24 protein-coding genes are annotated in these 26,912 nt (G+C 43.2%); 22 read left to right on the top strand and 2 right to left on the bottom strand.

What is annotated here, in order from left to right:
* Positions 1 to 3 precede the first annotated feature (3 nt).
* The 4 genes from H5993_RS03545 to H5993_RS03530 all read left to right on the top strand — a co-directional run bounded on the left by H5993_RS03545 (position 4) and on the right by H5993_RS03530 (position 4,731).
* The gene (locus H5993_RS03545; RefSeq protein ID WP_204776252.1) at positions 4 to 1,233 is read left to right on the top strand and encodes an MFS transporter; all 1,230 of its coding nucleotides are present in this window, start codon (positions 4 to 6) and stop codon (positions 1,231 to 1,233) included.
* 97 nt (positions 1,234 to 1,330) lie between these two features.
* The gene (gtfA, locus tag H5993_RS03540; protein ID WP_204776251.1) at positions 1,331 to 2,788 is read left to right on the top strand and encodes a sucrose phosphorylase; all 1,458 of its coding nucleotides are present in this window, start codon (positions 1,331 to 1,333) and stop codon (positions 2,786 to 2,788) included.
* A gap of 172 nt (positions 2,789 to 2,960) precedes the next feature.
* Complete coding sequence (locus tag H5993_RS03535) at positions 2,961 to 3,965, top strand: LacI family DNA-binding transcriptional regulator (protein ID WP_180871407.1); 1,005 nt, start codon at positions 2,961 to 2,963, stop codon at positions 3,963 to 3,965.
* Between the two features lie 82 nt (positions 3,966 to 4,047).
* Positions 4,048 to 4,731 (top strand): hypothetical protein, encoded by a 684-nt coding sequence (locus H5993_RS03530; RefSeq protein WP_180871408.1) that lies wholly within the window; start codon positions 4,048 to 4,050, stop codon positions 4,729 to 4,731.
* A gap of 27 nt (positions 4,732 to 4,758) precedes the next feature.
* On the opposite strand, the gene H5993_RS03525 is transcribed toward H5993_RS03530, so the two are convergent.
* The gene (locus tag H5993_RS03525) at positions 4,759 to 5,223 is read right to left on the bottom strand and encodes a low molecular weight protein-tyrosine-phosphatase (protein WP_180871409.1); all 465 of its coding nucleotides are present in this window, start codon (positions 5,221 to 5,223) and stop codon (positions 4,759 to 4,761) included.
* Between the two features lie 139 nt (positions 5,224 to 5,362).
* On the opposite strand from H5993_RS03525, the gene H5993_RS03520 reads away from it, so the two are divergent.
* The 7 genes from H5993_RS03520 to H5993_RS03490 all read left to right on the top strand — a co-directional run bounded on the left by H5993_RS03520 (position 5,363) and on the right by H5993_RS03490 (position 11,892).
* Positions 5,363 to 5,929, top strand: a complete 567-nt coding sequence (locus H5993_RS03520) for a LemA family protein (protein WP_180872087.1) — start codon at positions 5,363 to 5,365, stop codon at positions 5,927 to 5,929.
* Between the two features lie 10 nt (positions 5,930 to 5,939).
* A complete protein-coding gene (htpX, locus tag H5993_RS03515) occupies positions 5,940 to 6,821 on the top strand; it encodes a zinc metalloprotease HtpX (protein ID WP_204776250.1) in 882 nt (293 codons plus the stop codon).
* Between the two features lie 263 nt (positions 6,822 to 7,084).
* Positions 7,085 to 8,467 (top strand): UDP-N-acetylmuramoyl-tripeptide--D-alanyl-D-alanine ligase, encoded by a 1,383-nt coding sequence (locus H5993_RS03510; RefSeq protein ID WP_204776249.1) that lies wholly within the window; start codon positions 7,085 to 7,087, stop codon positions 8,465 to 8,467.
* A gap of 86 nt (positions 8,468 to 8,553) precedes the next feature.
* Positions 8,554 to 10,038, top strand: coding sequence for a degradosome RNA helicase CshA (gene cshA, locus H5993_RS03505; RefSeq protein WP_180871412.1), 1,485 nt, complete (start codon positions 8,554 to 8,556; stop codon positions 10,036 to 10,038).
* Positions 10,039 to 10,041: 3 nt separating this feature from the next.
* Positions 10,042 to 10,410: a holo-ACP synthase gene (gene acpS / locus H5993_RS03500; RefSeq protein WP_204776248.1), complete on the top strand. Its 369-nt coding sequence runs from the start codon at positions 10,042 to 10,044 to the stop codon at positions 10,408 to 10,410.
* On the top strand, positions 10,403 to 11,530 hold the full coding sequence (gene alr, locus H5993_RS03495) for an alanine racemase (protein WP_204776247.1): 1,128 nt from the start codon (positions 10,403 to 10,405) through the stop codon (positions 11,528 to 11,530). Before acpS ends, alr begins: the two co-directional genes overlap by 8 nt.
* The gene (locus H5993_RS03490; protein ID WP_204776246.1) at positions 11,530 to 11,892 is read left to right on the top strand and encodes a type II toxin-antitoxin system PemK/MazF family toxin; all 363 of its coding nucleotides are present in this window, start codon (positions 11,530 to 11,532) and stop codon (positions 11,890 to 11,892) included. Before alr ends, H5993_RS03490 begins: the two co-directional genes overlap by 1 nt.
* 54 nt (positions 11,893 to 11,946) lie before the next feature.
* Here the strand turns inward: H5993_RS03490 and cbpA are convergent, their stop codons facing one another.
* A complete protein-coding gene (gene cbpA / locus H5993_RS03485) occupies positions 11,947 to 12,579 on the bottom strand; it encodes a cyclic di-AMP binding protein CbpA (RefSeq protein ID WP_204776245.1) in 633 nt (210 codons plus the stop codon).
* Positions 12,580 to 12,756: 177 nt separating this feature from the next.
* On the opposite strand from cbpA, the gene pth reads away from it, so the two are divergent.
* The 11 genes from pth to lysS all read left to right on the top strand — a co-directional run bounded on the left by pth (position 12,757) and on the right by lysS (position 26,285).
* Complete coding sequence (gene pth / locus H5993_RS03480; RefSeq protein WP_204776244.1) at positions 12,757 to 13,317, top strand: aminoacyl-tRNA hydrolase; 561 nt, start codon at positions 12,757 to 12,759, stop codon at positions 13,315 to 13,317.
* 98 nt (positions 13,318 to 13,415) lie between these two features.
* Positions 13,416 to 16,934, top strand: a complete 3,519-nt coding sequence (gene mfd, locus H5993_RS03475; protein ID WP_204776243.1) for a transcription-repair coupling factor — start codon at positions 13,416 to 13,418, stop codon at positions 16,932 to 16,934.
* Entirely contained in the window at positions 16,921 to 17,190 is a 270-nt protein-coding gene (locus H5993_RS03470) for an RNA-binding S4 domain-containing protein (RefSeq protein ID WP_180871419.1), read from the top strand. The genes mfd and H5993_RS03470 overlap by 14 nt, the downstream gene beginning before the upstream one ends.
* Before the next feature lie 205 nt (positions 17,191 to 17,395).
* A complete protein-coding gene (locus H5993_RS09645; RefSeq protein WP_180871420.1) occupies positions 17,396 to 17,758 on the top strand; it encodes an FtsB family cell division protein in 363 nt (120 codons plus the stop codon).
* A 159-nt stretch (positions 17,759 to 17,917) separates the two neighbouring features.
* On the top strand, positions 17,918 to 18,424 hold the full coding sequence (locus H5993_RS03460; RefSeq protein WP_204776242.1) for a S1 RNA-binding domain-containing protein: 507 nt from the start codon (positions 17,918 to 17,920) through the stop codon (positions 18,422 to 18,424).
* Positions 18,424 to 19,800, top strand: coding sequence for a tRNA lysidine(34) synthetase TilS (tilS, locus tag H5993_RS03455; protein ID WP_204776241.1), 1,377 nt, complete (start codon positions 18,424 to 18,426; stop codon positions 19,798 to 19,800). The genes H5993_RS03460 and tilS overlap by 1 nt, the downstream gene beginning before the upstream one ends.
* A complete protein-coding gene (hpt, locus tag H5993_RS03450) occupies positions 19,793 to 20,338 on the top strand; it encodes a hypoxanthine phosphoribosyltransferase (protein ID WP_204776240.1) in 546 nt (181 codons plus the stop codon). Before tilS ends, hpt begins: the two co-directional genes overlap by 8 nt.
* Positions 20,339 to 20,445: 107 nt before the next feature.
* The gene (gene ftsH, locus H5993_RS03445; RefSeq protein ID WP_204776239.1) at positions 20,446 to 22,644 is read left to right on the top strand and encodes an ATP-dependent zinc metalloprotease FtsH; all 2,199 of its coding nucleotides are present in this window, start codon (positions 20,446 to 20,448) and stop codon (positions 22,642 to 22,644) included.
* 121 nt (positions 22,645 to 22,765) lie between these two features.
* On the top strand, positions 22,766 to 23,671 hold the full coding sequence (gene hslO, locus H5993_RS03440; protein WP_204776238.1) for an Hsp33 family molecular chaperone HslO: 906 nt from the start codon (positions 22,766 to 22,768) through the stop codon (positions 23,669 to 23,671).
* A gap of 104 nt (positions 23,672 to 23,775) precedes the next feature.
* Positions 23,776 to 24,777: a tRNA dihydrouridine synthase DusB gene (dusB, locus tag H5993_RS03435; RefSeq protein WP_204776237.1), complete on the top strand. Its 1,002-nt coding sequence runs from the start codon at positions 23,776 to 23,778 to the stop codon at positions 24,775 to 24,777.
* Between the two features lie 17 nt (positions 24,778 to 24,794).
* A complete protein-coding gene (gene lysS / locus H5993_RS03430) occupies positions 24,795 to 26,285 on the top strand; it encodes a lysine--tRNA ligase (RefSeq protein WP_180871427.1) in 1,491 nt (496 codons plus the stop codon).
* Positions 26,286 to 26,912: the final 627 nt, after the last annotated feature.

The following is a 26,912-nucleotide window of genomic DNA, read 5'->3' as shown; positions in this document are numbered from 1 at the left end:
GCGATGCAGAAAAAGGATTCGATTGTTGAGAAGCTTGCCTTCTTATCGGTCTCGTTTATGCTGACCAGTGCCTATGCGGTTCAAGGAGCTTTACCCCAATTGAAGGTAGCTCTAAATGTTAGTCAAACTCAAGCCGAATATTTAGCAACGATGCCATCCTTTGCGGTGATGATCTTCGTAGTTTTATCACCACTATTACAGACTTGGCTCAAAGTATCTGATAAGCAAATGATCATGGCCGGAGTTACTTTAGTTGGGGTAATGGGAATTGTTCCATTCTTCAATCTTCATAATTACGCTTTAATCTTAGCTTCTCGGTTACTATTGGGAGCAGGGTATGGGCTGTATAATTCGCAAGCCATTGCCTTGATCTCTGTTTGGTACGAAGGGGCAACCCGGGCGCAAATGCTTGGATGGCGGGCTGCTGCTGAACAAATTGGGCAAGCGACCACCTTATTTATTGCAGGTATTTTATTAACCATTGGCGGTTGGCATTTTTCATTTTTAGTTTACCTACTGGCCTTTGTAGTGCTGTTATTCTTTGCCTTAGAGGTGCCAAATGATCGACCAAGTCAAGATCAGCCCGTGGAAAAACTAACTGCTACGCCAGACACGATCACGAAAACGAGTCCCCGGGTAGCCTTATTAATCTTATTTGCCTTCTTTCTCGTTGTTGATTATGTTGGCATGGAAAATCGGTTTGCTAGTTTAGCGGTTTTTCTTAAGGGATCTGCATATACCGGGGCCGCCAACTACTTATCTTTAATGTTAATTGGGGCCACACTCGGTGGAATTTTCTACGGAGCGATTAATCGTCGGTTTGGTTTTGGAACTATCTATCTGGGGCTAGGTTTGATGGCTTTAGCTAATTTCTTGTTCTATTTTGGACGAAATAATTTTGGCTTGTTAGTGATGGGACTCCTGTTAATCGGTTTTCCACTACAATTAGTATCCCCAATGATCTTTAATCTTTTACCAGGTTTAGCACCAGCTAAGCGTCAACCTTTGGTAACGTCAATGGTATTGATTGGATTTAACTTTGGGGCCTTTTTCTCCCCAACTCTGGCGGAATGGCTAAACACGATGCTAAACGTTCCTCTTAAAGGGACAGGTTTAGCCGCTCCATTCCTAGCTTACGGAATTGCTTTGTTGATAATTGCCGCTTTAATCTATCTCACCATTCATGGAAAGCGGATTGGAATAAAAAAGTCGCTTCCCGAAATGACACGATAATAAGGACAATCGGCCATAGAAGGTAGCGTAGCCGGATTCAAGACTGAGTCCTTGCATAATTTAAAAGCAAAAATTTACACATTTGGAGGAATAAAAAATGCCAATTAAAAATAAAGCCATGTTGATTACGTATTCTGATTCAATGGGAAAGAATATCAAGGAAACCCATGAAGTCTTAAAGAAGTACATTAAGGATGCAATTGGTGGGGTTCACCTGTTACCATTCTTTCCATCAACGGGTGACCGGGGGTTTGCACCATACCGTTATGATATGGTTGATCCAGCTTTTGGTGACTGGTCCGATGTTGAAGCTTTAGGGGAAGATTATTACTTAATGTTCGATTTTATGATTAACCACATTTCAAAGAAGTCAGAAATGTATCAGGATTTTAAGGCCAAACATGATGATTCAAAGTACCGGGACTTCTTTATTCGGTGGGAAAAATTCTGGGAACAAGCAGGTGAAAATCGACCAACTCAAGCAGATATTGATTTGATTTACAAACGGAAGGATAAAGCACCAGAACAAGTTATTGAATTTAATGACGGTAGCAAAGAACATCTCTGGAATACTTTCGGTGAAGAACAAATTGATATTAACGTTAAGAGTAAAATTGCCAATGATTTCTTTAAGCAAACTTTGATTGATATGGTTAAACACGGAGCTGATATGATCCGGTTGGATGCCTTTGCCTATGCCGTTAAGAAGATTGGTACTAACGATTTCTTTGTTGAACCAGAAATCTGGGATCTTTTGAATGAAATTCAGGAGACGCTTGCACCTTATAAGGCCGAGATTTTACCTGAAATCCACGAACACTACACGATTCCCCAAAAGATCTCAGCGCATGATTTTTACATTTATGACTTCACTTTACCAATGACGACCTTGTACACCCTTTATTCTGGTAAGACGAACCGGCTTGCGAAGTGGCTTAAGATGTCGCCGATGAAGCAATTTACTACTCTGGATACTCATGATGGAATCGGAGTTGTTGATGCTAAGGATATTTTGACGGATGATGAAATCGAATACGCTTCCAATGAACTTTACAAGGTTGGGGCGAACGTTAAGCGAAAATACTCGTCAGCGGAATATCATAACTTAGATATTTACCAAATTAACTCTACCTACTACTCAGCTTTAGGAGATGATGACCGGGCATACTTGCTTGCACGGGCCGTCCAAATTTTTGCACCAGGGATTCCAATGATTTACTATGTTGGTCTGTTAGCTGGATCTAATGACTTAAAGTTGCTAGAAGAAACGAAGGAAGGGCGGAATATCAACCGGCATTACTACTCTAAAGAAGAAGTTGCCCATGAAGTTCAACGGCCAGTTGTTGCCAACTTATTGAAGTTGTTGACGTGGCGGAATAACTTTACGGCCTTTGACTTAGATGGTTCAATCGAAGTTACGACTCCGAGTGAAACGACGATTAAGGTCGTCCGCCAAGACCATACTGGTGATAATGTGGCCGTTTTAGAAGCTGATGCTACTAAGAAGACCTTTAAGATTACCGCGAATGGTCAAGTAGTGATGGAACAAAACTAAAAACTAACGCAATCCAATTAACCTTCTTTTCTCCTAAATAAAGCGTTTTGCGTTAAAAATCAACAAACAGGATAAGGATACTAAGCCGGACTTTTTGGCATCCTTATCCTGTTTTTAGTTGGTAAAAACTGTTAAAATAATCAGTATTATTTTGTAGAGTAGGGTTGAGAACGTGAGTCAAAGAATCAAATTAGAAGATGTTGCAAAGCTAGCGGGAGTTTCACGAGCTACAGTTTCGCGGGTAATCAATCGGCGTGGCTACTTAAGTCAAAGGACAATCTTAAAAGTCGAGCAGGCAATGGAAAGACTGGACTATCATCCGAATGTTATTGCTCGCCAGATGCATTCGCAACGTACAAATTTAATCGGAATTATTGTTCCAACCGTAGGGAACCCGTTTTTTGGAGAACTAACAGCAGCGATGGAACATGAGCTTTTTAAAAAGGGTTACAAGGTATTGGTGGGGGATGCTCTCAATGATCCCGAAAAAGAACAACGTTATTTACGCCAATTACTGGGCCACCAGGTGGATGGTCTAATAATTGCAACCCATAACGCTAATATTCCTGAGTATCAAAATACTAATTTACCGATTGTAGCAATTGATCGATTTTTACGGTCTGATATTCCAGTTGTTTATTCTGATAACTATGGTGGGGCAAAACAGGCTTGTGAGGCCCTGATTCAGCGGGGAGCCAAGTATATTATTCATACGGATGATTTATCACCGCTCAATGATCAAGATACGGCGCGGCGCCGGGCTTATGAAGCGGTAATGAAAGCTCACGATCGACCAGCAATTACCTATCCAAGCTTACCGGATCCCAAACAAAACCGGGAAGCATTGCAAAAAATTTTCATAGAACACCCAGAAGTTGATGCGATTTTTACCAGTAATGATCTTGATGCGGCCACCCTGTTAGATTTAGCAGTTGAGAATGGCTATGTAGTTCCCGATCAACTACAAATTATTGGTTATGATGGGACCCAAACCACCCAACGACTTTTACCCCGTTTAGCTACAGTGGTTCAACCAATTCCAGCAATGGCAAAGAAAGCTATTGAATTACTAGAAGCTAAGCTTAACCAACAAGCGGTTCCGGAAGAAGTCGTTTTATCGGTTAACTTAAAATTAGGATCCACAGTAAAAAATTATAAAATTAATGGAGAGTACTAAAATAAGTGTACTGATTACCAGAAAATGTTAAAATAATGTTGTATCAACTAAAATAACTTCGGAAGAATTAGGAGGATCCATCATGGCAAGCCAATTTGGAAAACGCATTTTAATTGGGACAGTTACACTGGGGATGGCTTTGTCCTTAGCGGCATGTGGTAATTCCGCTACTCCAAGTGGCAGTTCGGCTAAATCAAGCAGTACCCAAACGATGGATTCAACGGCGACAGCGGTTAAGCAAGCCAACCATTTGATCAGCGAAGGAAAATACCAAGCAGCGCTTGATAAGTTAAATGCTTTAGACCACCAGACAACGACGACATCAGCATTGCGGCGCGATCTTAAGAACTACTTAGCAGCTAAGAGTAGCTTAAAAGACAATAATTACGATGAAGCGGCAACTAGTTTATCAACAGTTAAGTCAACTAGTTCGAGCATGAAATCTGCTTACAGTAAGTTGCGGAGTCAAATTGCTTCGGCAAAAGAGTCAGGGACGAGCACAAACGCTACGAGTCAAGCTAATTCAAATAGTAATAGTTCAGCAGCTAATGCAAGTGTTGCTTCTGCCACAAGTGAAGATGTCGTTAATACTTTTGCCAGTCAAGCCGGCTTTAATAAAGAAGGCTACGGAATTATCCCCGTCAGCAAAAATGGGAATGTTTACCGGTTTGAAGTTCGACAAGATAATGCGGATGGGTCAGTTGCCAACTTTGTCGGTATATATGACTTTAATGCCACAACAAAGCAGATTACTCAGATTCAATAAAAAAGGCTGCCATTATGGCAGCTTTTTTTATTGAATCTGTTTCTTCACGTAATTTAACCAGTTCGGCAAAGCCAGGGCCAAACTGTCATAGGTATCTTGGAAGCGATGAGTATACCATGGATCAGGGATTGGTTCGCCCTTGTGACCGGGGGTAAAGTCATTGATGGCATACACTTTATCTTGATATTGACGTGGTGCCATGGCTTTTAAATTATGCATATTCATCTCGTCCATCCCGATAATCAAATCGTAATTAGCAAAGTCTGTCATTGTAATCGGCCGTGACCGGTGCTCGCGATCATTAAGATGGTACTTTTCCATAATCTTGCGCGCCCCTGGGTGAGGACGATTGCCTTCTTCATGGGAACTAGTGGCCGCCGATGCGACTTCAACTTGGCTAGTTAAATTAGCATCTTGAAGTTCTTTTAAAAACATTGCCTCGGCCATTGGGGAGCGACAAATATTACCAAGACAAACAAATAATACTTTCATAAAGATTTCTCCTTTTGATGGTTCTACCTAAATCATAAGAGAATTATAAGATAATTACCACCCGGTTAGTTTTGGCTAGGCACAAATTAAGAGAATTGGTACAATTAGATGATCAAATAGAATATTGGAGGAAAAAATGATAGCTTTAATTATTGTGATTGTAATTGTTGCTGTAATTGTTATTTGGTATATTTCGGCTTACAACAATTTGGTTAACCTACGGACCCATGCGCAAGAAGCTTGGAGTCAAATCGACGTTCAATTGCAACGACGGAACGATTTAATCCCGAACTTACTTTCAACCGTTAAGGGGTACAGTAAGTATGAACAAAAAACCTTGGAAAAGGTTACCCAATTGCGGCAACAAATGGTTGCGATGCCATCAAGTGACCACAAGGGAGTAATGGAAGTTGCTGATAAGCTAACGGGGGCCCTCAACTCACTTTATGCGGTTGCTGAAAACTACCCCGATTTAAAGGCAAGTACGGAGTACAGTAAGTTGATGGAAGAATTAAGTAATACGGAAAATAAGATTGCCTACTCGCGCCAACTTTACAACTCAGTTGTAGCCAATTTAAATGCTAAGATTCAAAACTTCCCGGCAAATATTATAGCGAAAAAGCACCACTTTACGGCGATGGATTACCTCCAAGTGCCAGATACGGCTAAGGAAGCACCAAAGGTTTCTTTTGACGATTTAGATTAGGGGAAGTCCGATGTTATATCAACAAATAGCAATGAATAAACGCCGGACAATTTATGTGATGGCCGGTTTTACCTTCTTAGTGGCCCTAATTGGAGCAGCGGTGGGGCGATTATTTGCCGGCTCGACCGTTGGTGGGGTTATTATTGCCCTAATTATTACTTTGATTTATGTGTCGGTGATGGTGGGGCAATCAACCGACGTGGTAATGAGTATGAATAATGCTCATGAAATTACGGATGCTAATCAATATCCAGAATTATGGCACGTGGTGGAAGATATGGCGATGGTGGCTCAAGTGCCAATGCCGCGAGTTTTTGTAATTGATGATCCCAGTCCTAATGCTTTTGCAACGGGAAATAACCCTGAACATGCGGCAGTGGCAGCAACGACTGGTTTACTGGCCATTATGGACCGTGAAGAGCTTGAAGGTGTTATGGCCCATGAAATGACTCACGTACGAAATTATGATATTCGTTTACAAACGATTGCCTTAGCCCTGGCTTCAGCAATTAGTTTGTTAGTTAACTTTGCTAGCAATTTTTGGTGGTTTGGTGGACATAGAGATGATGACCGGCGTGACGGTGGTGGGATTATTGCCATTTTCGGTTCCATTTTGCTAATTATTTTAGCGCCCCTTGCCGCTACCATTGCCCAAATGGCCCTTTCCAGAAATCGGGAATACCTTGCCGATGCTGGAGCAGTGGAACTAACAAGAAATCCGCAAGGGATGATTCGAGCGTTGGAAGCACTTAAGGGTGCTCCGGCAATGCAAAATGCCGATCCAAACAGTTCAGCGCTGTATATTAACGAACCGGCGGGAAGTAAGTTTAGTCATTTGTTTGACACCCATCCGCCGCTAGATGCGCGAATTGAACGGTTAAAGCAGCTGTGATGAATTAAGAAGTGGGGAGAAAATCTCGGCTTCTTTTTTATTTCTAAGATTACATTGTGTATAAAATCAGCAACCCGCATAAATAAGATTGGAGGTAACAAGTGCGATGGCTTTAGGTTACCTTGAAGCTCTCCCTAACGATCTGACCCTCTAAATAAGGCCTCAGTCTTGAGAAAGCTTTTTATCTAATTCGCACTCGTCTCTGTTCGGTGATATAATAAGAAAACGTCTAATACGAGGAAGAAAAAAGAGGAAATTTACCGATGAAGATGGAATTAGCCGAAATCGCCCAAGCGGTGCAGGCCCAAAATGACATTTCACAATGGCAAGACCAAGAAGTTACAAGCGTTGCCTTTGACAGTCGGAATTTAAAGCCCGGGGCGCTTTTTGTCCCATTACAAGGGGCCCATGATGGTCATCAATATGTTGCTAAGGCATTTGAAAATGGTGCGGTAGCAAGCCTTTGGGCCGCTGATCACGACTACATAGCAGATGGTCAACCGCGGTTAGTAGTAGATGATCCCCTAACTGCTCTTCAAGCATTGGGAAAGTACTACCTTAACAAAATTAATCCAAAAGTAGTTGCAATTACGGGAAGCAACGGGAAAACCACTACCAAGGATATGGTAGCGGCAATTTTGAGTACCCAAATGAATGTGACGAAGACGCATGCCAATTTTAATAATGAGATTGGGGTTCCGGTTACCTTATTAAACATGGATGCAAGTACTGAAGCAGTTGTTGTTGAAATGGGGATGGACCACTTCAACCAACTCGATTTACTCAGTCGGTTAGTTACTCCTGATATTGCGGTTATAACAATGATCGGAGAAGCGCATATTGAATTCTTTGGGACCCGGGATAAGATTGCGGATGCCAAGATGGAAATTACCCATGGCTTGCAAGAAGATGGCTTCTTGGTTTTCGATGGGGACGAGCCCCTGCTTCAAGAACGGGTAAAAAATTTGCAACAAGCAACGCGGACCTTTGGCCGGCAACTTGATAATGATTTGTATGCAACGAGCGTAAAACCTGCGAGCGACCACGTTGAATTTAAGGTTAACGAATGGCCCGATGAAAACTTTGTGATTCCAATGGTTGGGGAATACAACGTTAACAATGCTTTAGCAGCAATGGAAGTCGGGAAGTTAATGCATGTTACCCCTGATCATATGCGGGAAGCATTGAAAAAATTTGATTTAACCGCTAACCGAACCGAATGGGTTACGGGGGCAAACGGTGAACGAATTCTTTCTGATGTTTACAACTCAAATCCAACAGCTGTGAAAGAGGTCATTAAGACCTTAGCTAAAGTTCCGGTTAAAGGAAAACGGATCCTAGTCTTAGGCGATATGTTAGAGCTTGGTGAAGCAAGTGCTGAGTTGCATGCTCGCTTAGCCTCTGGGATCAACCATGATCAATTTAAGGAAGTTTACTTGATTGGAACGGAAATTGAGGCTTTACAAAAGCAACTAATTGAACAAGGTTACCCCGCTGGTGATATCCATTATTTCCCAAAGGATCAACAAGCAGCAATGGCTGAAGCTTTAAAGACTGACCTAACGGCAGATGATGTGGTCTTACTAAAGGCTAGTCACGGGATTCACTTAGAGCAAACTTTGGTCGCTTTAAAGGCAAATAATTAGGTGAAATGGCTCGGCAATGGCAGGTTATTTAGTTATTGCCGCCATTTTGCGTTTACAGAAACAAATAATTTTTATGAGGTGACAATTTGAAATTTGGAGAACTAGGTTTATCAAAGAGTTTATTACGAGCAATTCAAAAGAGTGGTTATGAAGAAGCCACTCCGATTCAAGAACAAACAATTCCCCTTGTATTAGAAGGAAAAGATGTGATTGGTCAAGCTCAAACAGGGACTGGAAAGACGGCGGCCTTTGGTTTACCGCTTTTAGAGCATGTCGATCTTGATAATCCAGCAATTCAAGCCATTATTATTTCACCGACCCGCGAATTGGCAATTCAAACCCAAGAAGAGTTATTCCGTTTAGGTCGGGAAAAGCACGTTAAGGTCCAAGTTGTTTACGGTGGGGCTGATATTCGGCGGCAAATCAAAGCCTTAAAGCAAAACCCGCAGATTTTAGTTGGGACGCCAGGTCGTTTACGCGATCACCTTAACCGAGAAACGGTTAAACTTGACCAAGTTAAGACTTTAGTCTTGGATGAAGCTGACGAGATGCTAAACATGGGCTTCTTAGATGATATTGAAGCCATCATTAAACAGACTCCTGCTGATCGGCAAACCTTACTTTTCTCAGCAACGATGCCTCCAGAAATTAAGAAAATTGGGGTTCAATTTATGCATGAACCGCAAACGGTTAAGATTGCGGCCAAGGAATTGACGACGGACCTGGTTGATCAATATTACATCCGGGCGAAGGATTATGAAAAGTTTGATATCATGACCCGCTTGATTGATGTCCAAGACCCTGATTTGACGATTGTATTTGGTCGCACAAAGCGGCGAGTCGATGAATTATCGCGAGGCTTGATTGCCCGGGGCTACAACGCAGCGGGAATCCATGGGGATTTAACGCAAGAACGCCGGACAAAGATTATGAAACGCTTTAAGAACGGCGCCTTGGATATTCTAGTTGCAACAGATGTTGCCGCCCGGGGTCTTGATATTTCTGGGGTTACCCATGTTTATAACTATGATATTCCATCTGATCCTGATTCATATGTTCACCGGATTGGGCGGACTGGCCGGGCTGGCCACCACGGGGTTTCATTAACCTTTGTGACGCCAAATGAAATGGATTACCTCCATGAAATTGAAAAATTAACCCGGGTCCGGATGCTTCCACTGAAACCGCCAACGGCTGAAGAAGCTTTCCGAGGACAAGTTGCAAGTGCCGTTAATGACATTAACGATTTGATCCAGGACAAAACGACTGAACGCTATCATGAATCAGCGGCTAAACTATTGGATAGCTACGATGCCATTGACCTAGTAGCGGCCCTTTTAAATGACTTAACTAAAGATACAGCAGAACAAGTTCCAGTTAAGATTACTCCTGAACGGCCATTACCACGGCGAAAGAGTGACCGGCGAGGCGGTTATCGCGGACATCGCAAGGGTAGGCGCCGTGATTTTCACCGGGAGCACCAACGCCATTTTAACGGGTCGCGAAACCGGGGACGTCATGATGGTAAGGGGAAAAAACCTGGTTTCCGGATGCACCGGAAGGAGGATTAGCAAATGATTGCCGGTCTGGGAATTGATATTACGGAATTAGCCCGGGTAAAGGTAGCAATTGAAAACCATCCCGGCTTTATTGACCGGATTCTTACGACAGCTGAGCAGGCTCAAGCTGCCAACTTTCATCATCAACGGAAAGTGGAATATATTGCTGGTCGGTGGTCTTTAAAAGAATCCTTTAGTAAGGCGATGGGAACGGGGATTAGTAAAACAGTTGGTTTCTTAGACCTTGAAATTCTAGATAACGAATTAGGACAACCAATTGTTACTAAATCGCCTTATCCTGGCCCAGCCCACGTTTCAGTTAGTCATACTAAAGAGTTGGTAATGACAGAAGTAATTCTAGAAAGGAATACGCAAGATGATTAGTGCACAACTACGTGATGCTAACTTGGTGGTAAACCTTGCAGCTTTACGCCATAATTTAAAAACTCAGATCGCTAAGCTTCCCGCTGGTAGTCGAATTTTGCCAGTGGTAAAGGCTAATGCTTACGGAAATGGCTTAGTACCAGTGGTTAATAGTTTAAAGAACGAACCAGAAGTTGCCGGTTTTTGTGTGGCCCTGCTTGACGAAGGACTACGATTGCGTGATGAAGGGATCAGCCAAATGATTTTGGTTTTGGGAATTACTCCGGTTCAGTACGCGTTAGTTGCGGCCCGCGAAGGAGTTTCACTGACTGTCGGATCATTAGCGTGGTTACAAGAGTACCTTCAAATTGCGCGGGTAGCTAAAGTTACCACTCCCTTGCGGGTTCACCTGGGCCTAGATACGGGGATGGGGCGAATTGGCTTTACAGACGAAGAAGAACTTGCCCAAGCAGTTGACTTGTTGGCAAAGGATCCGCACTTTGTGTTTGAAGGGATATTTACCCATTTTTCAACAGCTGATAGCGCCGATACAGCTTATTTTGAAAAGCAATATGCTAATTGGCAACGCCTTACGAGTGTTGTTAAGCATCTGCCGCCGTTTGTACACGTGGCAAACTCAGCAACCGCCCTTTGGCATAAAGGTGAGGTAGTAGGCAATACGGTACGGATGGGAATCTCATTATATGGATTAAATCCTTCTGGCCGCGACCTAACGCCAACCTGGGATTTGGAGCCGGTTATGTCATTAACAGCCAAATTAACGTTCGTTAAACGCCTTAAAAAGGGAAGCTCAGTAAGTTATGGAGCAACCTATACCGCCCAAGCAGATGAATGGGTCGGCACGGTGCCAGTTGGTTATGCGGATGGCTATGCCCGGGGATTAACGGGTTACTACGTCCTAGTAGATGGTCAAAAGTGTCCAATTTTAGGCCGGATTTGCATGGATCAATTTATGATCCGGTTACCAAAACAAATGCCAGTAGGGACAGAAGTAGTCTTGATGGGTAAGTCGGGCGAGGCGGAGATTACAGCAACCGACTTAGCAGATCAATTAAATACCATTAACTACGAGGTGTTGACGGGGATGAGCGAACGGCTACACCGGGAGTATGTTAATTAATGGTCTTTAAACGGACCCAAGAAATCATGCGGGGCGATATTTTTTACGCTGACCTTGATCCTGTAATTGGTTCTGAACAGGGTGGGGTGCGCCCGGTTCTGGTTGTTCAAAATGATGTGGGGAATCTCCATAGTCCAACGGTAATTATCGCTGCTATTACAACGAAATTAACCAAGCACCGTTTGCCAACCCACGTTTTCTTAGCCGCCGCTGATTCTGGAATTGCGAAAAACTCGATGATTTTGTTGGAACAAGTACGAACCATTGACAAACATCGGCTTCGTCAACGCGTAACCCATCTTAATCCAACTATTATGAAGCGCGTTGATCACGCTTTACGAGTTAGCGTTCACGTTAAATAAAAGGACATGTTTCAAGATCACTTCTTGGGTGACTTTGAAACATGTCCTTTTTCATTAGGCGTGTAAACTTTCAATTTCTGAAACTTCAAAACCACGGCGTTTCAAACGTTTAATGATTTTTTGAAGTTTGCCTTCATCCACATCTGCTGGTAAAGTAAACAGAATTTCCTTTGTTTCATCACCGTGTGGATTTAAGGAAATTACGTTTACAATTTGGGTATAACGGGTAATTTCCTTTGAAATCGTTGAAAGATCACCTCGTTCATCAAGAACCCGAACGGTGATAACGTAGCTCCCTTTATTAACGTTCCAGGCTTCGGCCAATAATTTTAGTAAACTATTATGGGTTAAGATCCCATAAAAATGGTTTTCACTATCCAAGACAGCGATGTATGGTAAGTCGCGAATAGTGAAGAAAACAGTATAAAAAGATGAGTTAATGGAAATAAACTTAGTAGCGTTTTTTAATAACGCCGTGACAGGCAAACTCATATCACCGCCTCGCGATTTGTGGCGATAGAGGTGCATTTTGTAAATATTTCCTCGAAAAATGGTTCCCGTAGGATCTAGCACAGGAACGCAACGATATCCGGAATCTTCAAGAGTGGTCAAAGCGTCTGCCAACGTTGCATTTTCCGAAAGGGTTGTAAGAGTTTCCTTTGGCTTAATTAACGATTTAAAAATCATAAAAAGCTCCTTTATTTCTACCGAATTAATACCGGCTTTCATCATACCATAGATTGGCAAAAAATGAGAAGCTGATGAGAAAGAAAATTAAAATTATTGAACAGTTAACTTTAATCTTTCCTACTAAATTCGGTATAATTAAAAAGATTGCCAAATAATAAAATGAGGTGGAAAAACGTGAAAATGATTGTTGGCTTGGGAAATATCGGTACCCAATATGATGAAACCCGGCATAACACTGGCTTTATGGTGGTTGAACAATTTGCTCGTGACTATCACTTAGGAGCATTTACCCACGCAAAAGTTGAAGCAGTTGTCGCAAGTGGGGTTGTCAACGGTGAAAAAGTAATTTTGGTTAAGCCGACAACTTATATGAATGATTCTGGGCGAGCGGTTAAGCCACTAATGGATTACTATCGGCTTGATTTGGCTGATTTGGTCATTGTTAATGATGACTTGGATATGCCAGTTGGTAAGATCCGTTTAAAGACTCATGGTAAGTCGGGGGGACACAATGGTTTGAAGAGTATTATTCAGTATTTAGGAACGGATAAGTTTAACCGGGTGAAGGTTGGGATTGATCATCCTAAGCAAGGAACGGTTGTGAGCCACGTCCTCGGTAAATTTTCGAAGGATGAACGGCCAGCCTTTGATGTGGCAGTGGCTAAAGCCGAAGATGCCCTTGCCGATTGGGTGAAGGGAGAAGACTTCGCTCATTTGATGAATGATTATAATTAATCAAACGGCTTTGCCCAAAAAGGCCTACGATGATAAGTAAAGCAAAATTGCGTAGAACTTAACCTAGAGCAGGTTAAAAAAGTTAGGTGGTGGGATGAATGGAGTTAACCGATTACTTAAATCAAGTTCCGCAAATCGAGAAAATAAAGGTAGAAATTAATAAGCGACATCGGCAATTAGTAACGGGAATTGCTGGTTCCGCAAAAACCCTCTTGCTAGCAAATCTTCAAAAAGAATTACCTGGCCCACAATTGGTATTGGTTGATAGTCTTTTCCATATGGAAGAGTTGGTTAATGATTTAAATAACTTACTGCCAGAAACGATGGTATATTCATTCCCAGCAGAAGAGAGTTTAGCAATGGCGATGGCAGTTAGCTCGCCAAATTACCGATTAGCGCGGGTAATGGCCCTCCATGCTTTGCAGGCTGAACAACCAGCAATTATCGTTGCCCCTACTGCTGGTTTAATGCGTCCGTTACCGCAACCAACCACCTTTAATCAAGCGACGCTTCGGGTTGCCGTTGGTGACGATTTAGACTTAACAGCAACGATTGAACGGTTGTCACTGATGGGGTATGTGCGCCAAAAAATGGTCATGGCTCCGGGAGATTTTGCGGTTCGGGGATCGATTATTGATATTTATGCCCTTAACACCCCATACCCGGTGCGAATTGACTTGTTTGATACCGAGGTTGATTCACTTCGTTATTTTGAAGCTGATAGCCAGCGGAGTGTTCAAAATATTGAAGAAGCCGAAATTTTACCGGCGACCGAGTTAGTTTTGGATCAGCAAGCTTGTTTGGCAGCCGCAAAACGCTTAAAAGAAGAGCTAGCCACGCTAGAATCAACGTTAGCAGAGTCGAATTCAGTCCAACATGATTATCAAGCTTTGATTGAAGAATTAAAGCATGGTCATGTACCGGAAACGGCCCTTGGTTATGCCGATAATATTTTTCCAAAGGCAACTAATCTGTTAGCATACTTACCAAAATCAGGAAGCTTAGTAATTGACGATCTGAGCCGCATTAAGGAGCAAGAGAAAACCTTAGTCTTAGATCAAAATAATTGGCAGGCTGATCGGCCGATCGGTGAAAAACTAATTGGCCCGCAAATCATTGCCAATTTAACTAGTGATCACCATGCTCAGTTGTACTTAGCCCGGTTTAAAAAGGGGTTAGGTAATTTCCAATTTAGTCAACTCTTAGATCTCCACGCCCGGGAAATGCAACGTTTCTTTGGCCAGGTTGATTTGCTTAAAAATGAACTTCATCGCTATCTTGACCAAGGGGAAACGGTGGTAATTTTAACGGCAAATGAACAACGCCGGCGAAAAGTAGCAACTGACCTGACATCGTTTGGGTTAAGCACCCTTGAAACAACGGTGACGGAATTAAAGCCTCATCAACTACAGCTAGTGGCTGGAAGCTTAAATAATGGCTTTGAACTTCCGCCGGCTGAACTAGTGGTAATTACTGAAAGTGAATTATTTGCCCAGTTAAAAAAACGGCGAGTACGGGCCCAACGTTTATCAAATGCGGAACGAATTAAGTCGTATACCGATTTGAAGCCTGGTGATTTTGTGGTCCATGTTAATCATGGGATTGGAATATTTGCAGGGATCAAGACGATGGAAGTTGATGGTGTCCATCAAGATTATATCGTGATCGACTACCGGGACCATGCCCAAATTTTTGTCCCCGTTACCCAATTAAACCTGGTCCAAAAGTATGTAGCCGCAGAAGGAAAACAACCACGGATTAACCGCTTAGGTGGGAGTGAATGGGCCAAAACCAAGCACCGGGTAGCCGCAAAGGTTGAAGATATTGCGGATGAATTAGTGGATCTGTACGCTCAGCGTAAGGTTGCCAAGGGCTTTGCCTTCCCACCCGATGATTATCTGCAAGCGAAATTTGATGATAATTTTCCATATGCCGAAACACCAGACCAATTACAAAGTATTGATGAAATTAAAACTGACATGGAGAAGGCTAAGCCAATGGACCGGTTGTTGGTGGGGGATGTTGGCTATGGAAAAACCGAAGTTGCGATGCGCGCAATTTTTAAGGCGGTTACTGGTGGTAAACAAGTTGCCTTTTTAGTTCCAACCACGATTCTTGCCCAACAACACTTTGACACCTTAACCGACCGCTTTGAAGGGTTCCCAGTTAAGATTGCTATGATGTCACGGTTTAAAACCCGGGCAGAGCTAAAGGCGACTGAAGAAGGATTGGCCGATGGAACGGTTGACGTAGTTGTCGGGACCCACCGGATTCTCTCAAAAGATGTCCATTTTAAAGATCTTGGTTTATTAATCATTGATGAAGAGCAACGGTTTGGAGTCAAACATAAGGAACGATTAAAGCAACTTAAAACTAATGTTGATGTCTTAACCTTAACGGCAACGCCAATTCCTCGGACCTTGCACATGTCGATGCTTGGTGTCCGGGATCTTTCGGTTTTGGAAACTCCACCGGATGGACGTTATCCAATTCAGACCTACGTTTTAGAACAAAATGGCGGAGCAATTCAAGCCGGTATTCGGCGGGAAATGCAACGGGGAGGTCAGGTTTATTACTTACACAACCGGGTGAGTGATATTGAACGAACCGTTGCTCAGCTCCAAGATTTGGTTCCTGAGGCGCGGATTGGCTATATTCACGGTCAAATGACAGAGGTTCAACTGGAGGGAGTCTTATACGACTTTATTCGGGGTGAATATGATGTTCTGGTTACGACTTCGATTATTGAAACTGGGGTAGATATTCCCAACGTTAATACCCTCTTTGTTGAGAATGCCGATCATATGGGATTGGCTCAGTTATACCAAATTCGGGGTCGAATAGGTCGGAGCAATCGGGTCGCCTACGCTTACTTTATGTATCAGCCAAATAAGGTTTTAACTGAACTTGGGGAGAAGCGCTTAGCGGCGATTCGTGATTTTACTGAGTTAGGGAGCGGTTTTAAGATTGCCATGCGGGATCTTTCCATTCGTGGGGCTGGTAGTTTGCTAGGAAAACAACAACATGGCTTTATCGATTCCGTTGGGTATGACTTGTATTCAACGATGTTAGCGGATGCGGTAGCGAAAAAGCAGGGAAAAGCTAAACCAAAACTTTCCGATGCCGAACTAGAATTGGGCGTAGAAGCTTATTTTCCATCAACTTATATCCAGGATCAACGTCAAAAGATTGAACTATATAAAGCCTTACGAAACATTAACTCCACCAAGGAATTAACGGAGCTTACGGGTGATTTAATTGATCGCTATGGTGATTATCCTGCGGCCGTGGCAACCCTCTTACAGGTAGCGGAATTAAAACTTGACGCTGATCTTGCCCGGTTGGATTATATTCACCGGCAAAAAGATAACCTTTTGATCCGGTTAACAACAGCAGCTTCTCATCAATTAACGGCACCAGAAATCATTCAGGCCCTATCAAAAACTCGTTTTAAAGCCACAATGGGGGAAGATGAAGTTGGGCGACTAACGATCCGCTTGGTAATTCAGCCCCGGATGACGCAAGCGGATTGGTTGAAACAACTAATTACCTTTGTGGAAAACTTAAAAGTGATCATAATGGAACAAAAGAAAGGTGAAAAAGATGCGATTAGATAAATTCTTAAAGGTTTCGCGAATTATTAAACGGCGGACGATCGCTAAGAAAATTGCCGATCAAGGGCGAATTTTGGTAAACGATCGGGAAGCCAAATCGGCTTCGAAGGTGGCTATTGGGGATGTTTTAACCATCAAATTTGGCAATAAAACTGAAAAGGTCCGGATTGATCGGATTGAAGAAACTACTAAGAAGGCCGACGCCGACGCCATGTACACCATCCTTTCCGAAGAGTATGCGGAGACGTTTGATGATTAAGAAGGCTTTGCCGAAAATTTTGCGATGATAAACAAGCCAAGTTCAAAGCCGTTTAGAGGTTCCATGCGCCTTACCTGGTAATTGAGATTCCCATTAAAAATTACTGAATAAAAAATGAATTTAATTTTGGATGTCGGCTAGACATTATCTAGTATCGTGTGTCATACTTACGATTAGAAGTGATTAGTCGAAAGGAGTATGGGTCGTGGTAAATAAACGGGTAACAAAGTTAGATAACGAATATACTCGGGCCGTTGGTCAGCTGGCACAAATTCAACGTGAAGAGCGCAAACGAGTTCATATCCGACGAGCAAGCGTAATCCTGGGCATATTTTTGGTGATTGCAACTACCTTGGGGATTCAGTTATGGTCAACGCATCGTCAAATCAGTCAAGTTGATAGCCAAATCAAATCCGCTAAGGTAACGTTGCAAAAAAAGCAGGTGCAAAATAAAGAATTAACGCAAAAACAAAAGTTATTAAAAGATCCAACTTACTTACAAGAGTTACTGCGCTCAAAGTATAACTACGCTAAGAAAGGCGAAATTATCTACAACTTTGTTAAGTAAAGCGATCAAATTAAGTAGTGAGTATGGTATACTCAACTACAATGAATTTAAGGATTTTTAAGGGTTTCGGCTAGGAAGTAAGATTTAGTGCGCAGAGCGCTATCAGAGAAAGCCTTCTTTCTAGGTGCTACCACAATTATTGAGGAGGATTTACTGTTCATGGCAGTTGAAGAAGGCGCTAAGGTTTCTGGAAAGATTTCAGGAATTACTAACTTTGGAGCGTTTGTAGATTTAGATGATAATCAAACGGGATTAGTGCATATCAGTCAGATTTCAAACTCATTTGTTAAGGATATCCATGATGTCTTGGCAGTTGGGGATGAAGTTACCGCAAAAGTTGTTAAGGTTGCCCCAGATGGAAAGATTGCCCTTTCAATGAAGGCGGTTGAAGAACGGCCAGCTCGTTCAAGGCATGGCGAACAGGAAGGTCGGCACAATTACCATGAAGGCAGTCGGGGACATGAACGGCGTGAACATTTTCGCCGGGAAACTACAAATTCCCAGCCACGTTCACAAGCGGGCTTTAAGCCCCACGCAAGTCACCATCAAAACGATGACTTTAACAGTATGTTAGCTTCCTTTATGAAGGAAAGTGAGTCCCGGCTTTCCATTTTGAAGCGGCAAACCGATGGTAAACGGGGTGGCCGTGGTGGTCGGCGAAGCTAATGGTAACGAATTTAGAAATGGTAATTAAGCGGCACCTTGAAGGGAGTCGCTTTTTTACTACCTCAACTCCAATCGTTGTGGCAACTTCAACCGGGGTTGATTCGATGGTGCTATTAACCCTAGTCCAAAATTTGGTGCCGAAGGAACGTTTGATTGTCGCCCATGTTAACCACCACTTGCGATCACAAAGTCAAATTGAAGAGCGATATCTCCGCCAATATTGCCAAGCACACCAGCTAACCTTGCGAGTGATGCAGTGGCAAGATCATCCTAAAAATGGTCTTGAAGCAGCAGCTCGTCAGGCGCGGTATCAATTTTTTGCTACGATTATGTCTGAAACCAAGGCTAAAATTTTATTAACTGCCCATCATGCAAATGATCAAGCCGAAACAGTTTTGATGAAACTAGTTCGCGGTGGTGATCTCCACCAATTAGCTGGGCTCCGTCCTCAACGGCCCTTCGCAAGTGGTGATCTGATCCGTCCTTTGTTGACCATTCCCAAAGTGATCTTAATTAACTATGCTAAAACTCACGGGGTTAAGTGGTATGAAGATGAGACGAATCAGGATTTATCAATTACTCGTAATCGGTATCGCCATCAATATCTACCAGAGCTTGCCACCGAAAATCCCCAAATTATTTCGGATCTTGGTCAGACTGCAGCTCAATTGCAAGACTGGTTAACTTTTGCGCAAACCCAGCTGCAAACTCAATTACAGTCATTAGTTAGTGAAAAGGGGCTTGATTTGCGCTTATGGTGGCAATCTTCAGCGGCTACCCAGCGGTTATTGTTACAAACATGGCTCCATCAAAATGGAATCGTAAATTATAAGTGGACGGCCTTGGTACAACTTCAACGCCGGCTCCAACCAGGAGAATTACCGAACCAAACTTTCGCTTTGCCAGGAAAATGGCGGTTAATTCGGAACTACCATTTGCTTTATTTGGAAAATTTGGATAAATTGAATCAAAAGCCGAATGATTCGGGGCAAAATATGGTAAAATTTGCTCATTGGCAAACTGTAAATTCAAGCCGAGCAATTTTAATTAGTGCCAATCGGCAAACGGATTTACCACTTAATCATTTAGTGGCAACGGTCTGGCTTCGTCCAAGTGATTTACCGTTGATGATCCGGCCGGCTAAACTCACAGACCGTCTCCGGTTGAAAAATGGGGGATTTCAGACGGTACGGCGAATTTTTATTAATCAAAAAGTTCCCGTTGATCAACGGCAAAAAGCTAAAGTTTTAGTTGATCAGTCTGGTCGGGTTTGGTGGTTAATTGGTTATAAAACTGCTTGGTGGGATTGGCCAAAACAAACTAACGGATGGCAACAGTTACGATTCTTTCAAAGAAAGGTAGAAAATCATGAATAACGATATTGAGCGTGTCTTGTATAGTGAAAGCCAAATTCAAAGCCGGATTGCTGAAATAGCAAAGCAAATTGAAAATGACTATGCTGACAAGCAACCAGTGGTAATTTCAGTTTTAACCGGAGCAATTTTATTTACGGTTGACTTACTGGAAAAGTTGGATGTTTATACCACTTTAGATTTTATCGATGTTTCAAGTTATTTTGGGGGAACCGAATCATCTGGTCGAGTTGAATTAGTCCGCGATCTAAAGTCGGATGTTAAGGGAAAAGATATTTTAATTTGTGAAGATATCATTGATTCCGGACGGACGCTTCAATTCTTAGTTGATTTATTAAAAAAACGGGGTGCTAAGTCAATTAAGGTTGCCACCATGCTTGATAAACCAGACGGGCGTGATGAAGCCGTAACAGTTGAAGCTGATTATGCCGGCTTTACTGTGCCAAACGAATTTTTAGTTGGGTATGGACTTGATTACGATGGTTTTTACCGGAACTTACCGTATGTTGGGATTTTGAAGCCAGCTGTTTACAGCAAGTAATTTTACAAGACTAACATTTGTTGTTTAAATTAATGGTCAATGTTAGTCAAGTGTGGTATATTAAGGCCATTATGAATGGCAGATAGCCGTTGGATGAGGAGGTTGTTATGAACAACAATCGGAAAAACAACGGGTTCACTCATAACGTCCTTTTTTACTCAGTAATTTTCCTTTGTATTATGGGGATTGCGTACTACTTTTTCGGGGGTAGCACGCATTCTGGTCAAACAAAGGAAGTCTCCCAAAGTGAGTTCATTACTGAATTAAAGGATAATAAGGTCAAGGACTTTACGGTGCAACCAAACGGGGGCGTTTACAAGATTACTGGGACTTATCGAAAAGCTCAATCGGTAAGTAGCAGTGATAAGGGTGGTTTCTCCTTTGCTAGTCAAGCAAGTGGGACCACTAAGAACTTCCAAAGTTCGGTGCTTCAAAGTGAAGTTACGATGGGCCAACTCCAAAAATATGCTGATCATGATAAGGTAAAGGTCACGACAAAACCAGAGGAAAGTAATGGCTTTTGGGCTAACCTCTTGACGATGATCTTGCCATTGGTAATCATGATTTTCTTCTTCTACATGATGATGGGTCAAGCCGGCCAAGGTGGCGGTGGACGTGGGGTGATGAGCTTTGGTAAATCCAAGGCCAAGCCTGCCGATGCCAAGGAAAACAAGGTTCGCTTCTCTGACGTTGCTGGGGAAGAAGAAGAAAAACAGGAATTGGTCGAAGTCGTTGAGTTCTTGAAGAACCCAAAGAAATTTATGAAGTTAGGCGCAAAGATTCCATCTGGGGTATTGCTTGAAGGACCTCCTGGAACTGGGAAGACCTTACTTGCTCGGGCCGTTGCCGGGGAAGCTGGGGTTCCATTCTTCTCCATTTCTGGTTCTGACTTCGTTGAAATGTTTGTTGGGGTCGGGGCTAGCCGGGTCCGGGATCTCTTTGAACAAGCTAAGAAGACTGCTCCAGCGATCATCTTTATCGATGAAATTGATGCCGTTGGTCGGCGACGTGGTAATGGTATGGGGGGCGGTCATGATGAACGTGAGCAAACCTTAAACCAACTTTTGGTCGAAATGGACGGGTTCCAAGGTGATGAAGGGGTCATTGTAATGGCTGCTACTAACCGGGCAGATGTCTTAGACCCAGCCTTACTACGGCCAGGACGGTTTGATCGGAAGATTCTTGTCGGTCGGCCTGATGTGCGAGGCCGGGAAGCTATTCTGCGGGTTCATGCCAAGAATAAGCCATTGGCTAGCGATGTTGACTTAAAGGAAATCGCTAAACAAACGCCTGGTTTCGTTGGGGCGGACCTTGCTAACCTCTTAAACGAAGCGGCCTTGCTGGCTGCTCGGCGGAATAAGACTGAAATTGACGCCGCTGACGTTGATGAAGCCGAAGATCGGGTAATTGCTGGTCCAGCTAAGCGGGATCGGGTCATTTCAAAGCAAGAACGGCGGACGGTGGCCTACCATGAGGCTGGTCACACGATCGTTGGGCTGGTACTTAACGATGCCCGGGTTGTTCACAAGGTTACGATTGTTCCCCGGGGCCGGGCCGGCGGTTATGCAATTATGTTGCCAAAAGAAGATCAAATGCTGATGTCAAAGAAGAATGCCCAAGAACAAATTGCTGGTTTGATGGGTGGTCGGGCTGCCGAAGAATTAATCTTCAAGTCCCAATCTTCTGGGGCCTCAAACGACTTTGAACAAGCAACTCAGATTGCGCGGGCCATGGTTACCCAGTATGGGATGTCTGAAAAGATTGGACCGGTTGAATTACAATCTTCCGGGGCGGTCTTTACTGGCCAAGAATTTGGCCAATCACCATATTCTGAACGGACAGCGGCTTTAATCGATGAAGAAGTTCGCCGGATCTTGAATGAAGGGCATGAAGAAGCCTTGCACATTATTGAGACTCACCGGGAACAACACCGGATCATTGCAGAAGCCTTACTTGAGTACGAAACCTTGGATGAAAAGCAAATTCTTAGTCTTTACAAGACGGGAAAGATGCCAGAAAAGGATGTTGAAGTGGCGGAAGAAGAACACCGCGCCCAAACTTTTGAAGAATCCAAGCGAGAACTTGAACGGCGGGAAAACGCCCGGGCAACTGCGGCCGAAGAAGCTAATGATGAAGCTCAAACGGCAGATTCAGTTGAGCAACTGGCTAATTCAGCGGCGGATCAACCTAAGCCAAAGCAAACGTCAGCTAGTGAAGAACCAAAGGCATCTGCAACCCCTAGTTCGGAAACGGATGAATCAGCTAGTTCTTCAGCTAATAGTGATTCGAGTTCAGATGAAGATTAGCCAAAAAGAGATTGGAGCAATACTCCAGTCTCTTTTTTATTATCGCTTGTACCGTTGAGTTGCCCTTCCATTAGGGAATTGGTATGCTTAAAGGTACGAGAAAAAGAAAGGGAGCAAATAAATGACAAAGGATTATTTGGTAAAGGGAACGGCGATGAACGGGATGTTCCGAGCTTATGCGGTTCGGGCTAGTCAAGTTGTTGAAGATGCCCATGAAATTCATGATACGTGGTCAGCAGCCTCAGCAGCCCTCGGCCGGAGCTTAGTTGGGACAATTCTATTAGCAACTTCTGGTCTGCAAGGCGATGGTCATTTAACGGTTAAGATCCAAGGAAACGGTCCAGTCGGCTTTATTGTTTGTGATGGAAAGGCCAATGGGGATGTCCGTGGTTACGTAAAGCAATCCCACGTGAACTTGCCACTTAACAAGCAAGGTAAAATTGATGTGAAGGGAGCCGTTGGGACGACGGGGGTATTGTCTGTCACCAAGATGGCGCCAACTGATAAAACGCCATATACCGGCGAAGTAAACCTGGTTTCGGGTGAGCTTGGTGAAGATTTCACTTACTATTTAGCGCAATCAGAGCAAATTCCATCCGCGATGGGCCTTTCGGTTTTTGTTAATCAAGACGATTCAATTGACGTTGCGGGGGGATTTTTGATTCAAGCTTTACCTGGCGCGACCGATGAGGCCTTAACCCAACTTGAAGCTTCGATTAAGGATCTTCCATTGGTTTCAGAGTTATTGCGAGATGGTAAAACGCCAGAAGAGATCTTAAGGATGATTTTTAAGGATCAAGAATTAAAGCTTCATCAAACGATGCCGGTACAATTTAAGTGTAATTGTTCCAAGGATCGTTTTACCCGGGCACTTGCAACCTTACGCCCGGATGAAATTCAGGCGATGATTGATGAAGATCATGGAGCAGAAGCTGTTTGCCAATTCTGTGGGAAGAAATACCAGTTCAGTGAAGCTGAATTAAAAGGCATGCTAAAGTATCAAGATATACAAAAGAAGCAGAAATAAAAACGAGACTGGTCATTATTAGAAAAAAATGGTAAGTTAGTCATTGTGTATATAAAAGTCGAACCTGAAAATTAATCATTATTTGGGCATAAAGGGGGAAAAAGATGGAATGGCAAATCGGGGATGTTAAAATCCCAAACCAGGTTGTTGTTGCACCCATGGCTGGGGTAACCAATAAGGCCTTTCGGGTCATCTGTAAAAAATTTGGCGCTGGATACGTCGTTTGTGAAATGATTTCTGACCGGGGGATCATGTACAAAAATAAGAAGACCCTTTCTATGACGGGGGTTGATCCATCAGAACACCCAATGGGAATTCAAATTTTTGGGGGAACCAAGGAAACCTTAGTCGAAGGGGCCAAGTTTATTGATCAAAATACCGACGCCGATGTGATCGATATTAATATGGGATGCCCAGTTAACAAGGTCGTTAATATTGATGCGGGTTCTCGGTGGTTACTTGATCCAAAGAAAGTTTACGAAATGGTTGCCTATGTGGTGGACGCTGTTAAAAAGCCAGTTACGGTTAAGATGCGGACTGGTTGGGATGACAAGCATATTTATGCCGTTGAAAACGCCCTGGCAGCTGAAAAGGCGGGAGCTGCTGCTTTAGCAATGCATGGCCGGACTAGGAAACAAATGTATTCTGGTCATGCCGATTGGGATATCTTAAAAGAAGTTGCCAGCCAGTTGACGATTCCATTTATGGCAAACGGCGATATCCGCTCAGCTGAAGATGCCAAGTATGTATTGGATTATACTGGCGCTGATGCAATTATGATTGGCCGAGCTGCCATGGGAAATCCTTGGATGTTAACCCAAACGGTTCATTACCTTGAAACGGGCGAATTATTACCAGAAGCTACCCCAGCGGAAAAGTTGCAAACAGCTAAGGACCACCTAGCCCGGCTGATTGAGCTTAAAGGAGAGCACAATGCGGTTCCTGAATTCCGCGGTCAAGCAGCATATTACCTAAAGGGAATCCCGCGGTCAGCCCGGACCAAGGTTAAGGTCATGGAAGCCAAGACCCAACAAGAAGTTAACGATATTTTTGATGAATTTATTGGAAGCTTGGAGCAAAGAAATCAGATGCGCCGAGCACAGTAGAGGAGGATCACTTTAAGATGGCAGAAGAAAAATTGAACGACCAGATGATCGTTCGTCGAGAAAAGATGCAAGCTTTGCGGGATGCTGGTGTTGCGCCATTTGGCCACCGGTTTGTTCCTGACCATGATATTTCAACGGATATCCGCGCTAAGTATGGCGAACTCAGTGGCGAGCTCTTACTTGAACAGGGTAACATGGTTACGATCGCTGGACGGATGATTGCTAAGCGGGGAAGCGGTAAGGCTAGCTTTGGTGACCTGCTTGACCGTGGTGGGCGGATTCAGTTCTACATTCGGCAAGACCGGGTTGGCGAAGAAGCCTATAAGCTTTTTAAGGAATCTGATATTGGTGACTTCTGGGGGATCCGGGGGGATGTTATTAAGACCAAAGTTGGTGAATTGACTGTCCGGGCCTCTGAAATCACCTTCTTAACGAAGGCATTGCGGCCATTACCAGATAAGTACCATGGTCTTCAAGACCCTGAATTGGTTTACCGGCAACGTTACCTGGACTTAATTACCAACCGGGAAAGCTTTGAACGTTTCCAAAACCGGACTAAAATCATCAAGGCCATTCGGCGGTACATGGATGACAATGATTTTACGGAAGTAGAAACCCCAATTTTAGAAAATGTGGCTTCTGGTGCTGAAGCCCGGCCATTTATTACGCACCATAACGCCCTTGATATCGATATGTACATGCGGATTGCGACCGAATTACGGTTGAAGCGGTTGATTGTTGGGGGAATGGAACGGGTTTATGAACTAGGACGGATTTTCCGGAACGAGGGGATGGATCTGCGCCACAATCCTGAGTTTGATACGATGGAAACGTATGCTGCGTACTTTGACTTCAATGATGTGATGGAAGAAACGGAAGGGATCGTCAAGGCAGCTACTAAGGCTGTTCACCCGAACCTTAAGTTTACTTATCAAGGGCATGAAATGGACTTTACCAAGCCATTTGCCCGGATGCACATGGTTGATGCAATTAAGAAGTACACCGGGATTGATTTCTGGGAACCGATGTCAGACGATGACGCTAAGAAGCTTGCTGACGAAAATGGAATTGAATATGAAGATTGGTGGAAGGTTGGCCACATTATCAACGCCTTCTTTGAAGAAAAGGTCCAAGACCAACTCCAAGAACCAGTCTTTATTTATGGGCACCCAGTTGAAATTTCACCATTGGCTAAAGTTAACGAACAAGATTCACGGTTTACTGACCGATTTGAACTTTATATTTTAGGTAGTGAATTTGCTAACGCCTTCAGTGAATTAAACGACCCAATTGATCAACGGCAACGGTTTGAAAAGCAAGCCGAAGAACATGCTCAAGGAAATGATGAATACCAACCAATCGATGAAGACTTCGTGGAGGCCCTCGAATACGGAATGCCGCCTACGGGGGGACTCGGGGTTGGAATTGACCGGTTAGTCATGCTCTTGACTGATGCTAAGTCGATTCGGGATGTCTTACTCTTCCCAACCATGCGGCCAAAGAAGTAATAATTGCTAAGCTCAGAGTAGTTTTGAAACTACCCTGGGCTTTTTTATTTGCTGAAGTTAGAAACGAGATTTAAATTAAATGGAAATTGTAAAAAGTATCTGCAAATTTTACTTTGAAATCGGCATGTTGATACCCATCATCCTAAATATTAAAGCCGGGTGATTCATCGGAAAAACAGAAATAAAGTTAGCGATTCAGCGACGATTTAGAAATTGAATAAAGTTAAAATTCGGAGATAAAAAATTGAAAATTAATTTCGAAATTTTGTTGACAGAGGCTAGGGAACCCTGTATATTAGATATCGTTGTCACGGCAGTTAATTAAATTCACTGCTGATCAACAAAAGTTAGTTAAAAAAAGTAGTTGACAAAGAGTTGATAGTTTGATAACATGTAAGAGTTGCTGATGAGCTTAGTAATTAAGAGCTTCAAAAATAATTTAGAAAAAGTTCTTGACATCTTCTAAACCAGATGATATAATAATTAAGCGCTAGGGATTAACTTTCCAAGCAATTCGGTAGACCTTTGAAAACTGAATAAAGTTTCGACGAATCAAATGTGTAGGGTCCTTGATCTTGATGATCGAGGCAAAACATTTGCGAAGTCAATTCGCTTAATTTATTTTTG

This window comes from Limosilactobacillus alvi, assembly GCF_016900115.1.
GTDB classification, from domain to species: Bacteria; Bacillota; Bacilli; order Lactobacillales; family Lactobacillaceae; genus Limosilactobacillus; species Limosilactobacillus alvi.
This window is presented reverse-complemented; position numbering and strand designations above follow the sequence as displayed.

Bases quoted from the DNA above. Each gene is read 5' to 3' on its own strand.
- hpt (WP_204776240.1), top strand. From the start codon at position 19,793: ATGAATAACGATATTGAGCGTGTCTTGTATAGTGAAAGCCAAATTCAA.
- tilS (WP_204776241.1), top strand. From the start codon at position 18,424: ATGGTAACGAATTTAGAAATGGTAATTAAGCGGCACCTTGAAGGGAGT.
- lysS (WP_180871427.1), top strand. From the start codon at position 24,795: ATGGCAGAAGAAAAATTGAACGACCAGATGATCGTTCGTCGAGAAAAG.
- htpX (WP_204776250.1), top strand. From the start codon at position 5,940: ATGTTATATCAACAAATAGCAATGAATAAACGCCGGACAATTTATGTG.
- alr (WP_204776247.1), top strand. From the start codon at position 10,403: ATGATTAGTGCACAACTACGTGATGCTAACTTGGTGGTAAACCTTGCA.
- H5993_RS03490 (WP_204776246.1), top strand. From the start codon at position 11,530: ATGGTCTTTAAACGGACCCAAGAAATCATGCGGGGCGATATTTTTTAC.
- ftsH (WP_204776239.1), top strand. From the start codon at position 20,446: ATGAACAACAATCGGAAAAACAACGGGTTCACTCATAACGTCCTTTTT.
- cbpA (WP_204776245.1), bottom strand. From the start codon at position 12,579: ATGATTTTTAAATCGTTAATTAAGCCAAAGGAAACTCTTACAACCCTT.
- H5993_RS03470 (WP_180871419.1), top strand. From the start codon at position 16,921: ATGCGATTAGATAAATTCTTAAAGGTTTCGCGAATTATTAAACGGCGG.
- H5993_RS03510 (WP_204776249.1), top strand. From the start codon at position 7,085: ATGAAGATGGAATTAGCCGAAATCGCCCAAGCGGTGCAGGCCCAAAAT.
- H5993_RS03460 (WP_204776242.1), top strand. From the start codon at position 17,918: ATGGCAGTTGAAGAAGGCGCTAAGGTTTCTGGAAAGATTTCAGGAATT.
- H5993_RS03530 (WP_180871408.1), top strand. From the start codon at position 4,048: ATGGCAAGCCAATTTGGAAAACGCATTTTAATTGGGACAGTTACACTG.
- H5993_RS03545 (WP_204776252.1), top strand. From the start codon at position 4: ATGCAGAAAAAGGATTCGATTGTTGAGAAGCTTGCCTTCTTATCGGTC.
- hslO (WP_204776238.1), top strand. From the start codon at position 22,766: ATGACAAAGGATTATTTGGTAAAGGGAACGGCGATGAACGGGATGTTC.
- dusB (WP_204776237.1), top strand. From the start codon at position 23,776: ATGGAATGGCAAATCGGGGATGTTAAAATCCCAAACCAGGTTGTTGTT.
- H5993_RS03525 (WP_180871409.1), bottom strand. From the start codon at position 5,223: ATGAAAGTATTATTTGTTTGTCTTGGTAATATTTGTCGCTCCCCAATG.
- gtfA (WP_204776251.1), top strand. From the start codon at position 1,331: ATGCCAATTAAAAATAAAGCCATGTTGATTACGTATTCTGATTCAATG.
- mfd (WP_204776243.1), top strand. From the start codon at position 13,416: ATGGAGTTAACCGATTACTTAAATCAAGTTCCGCAAATCGAGAAAATA.
- acpS (WP_204776248.1), top strand. From the start codon at position 10,042: ATGATTGCCGGTCTGGGAATTGATATTACGGAATTAGCCCGGGTAAAG.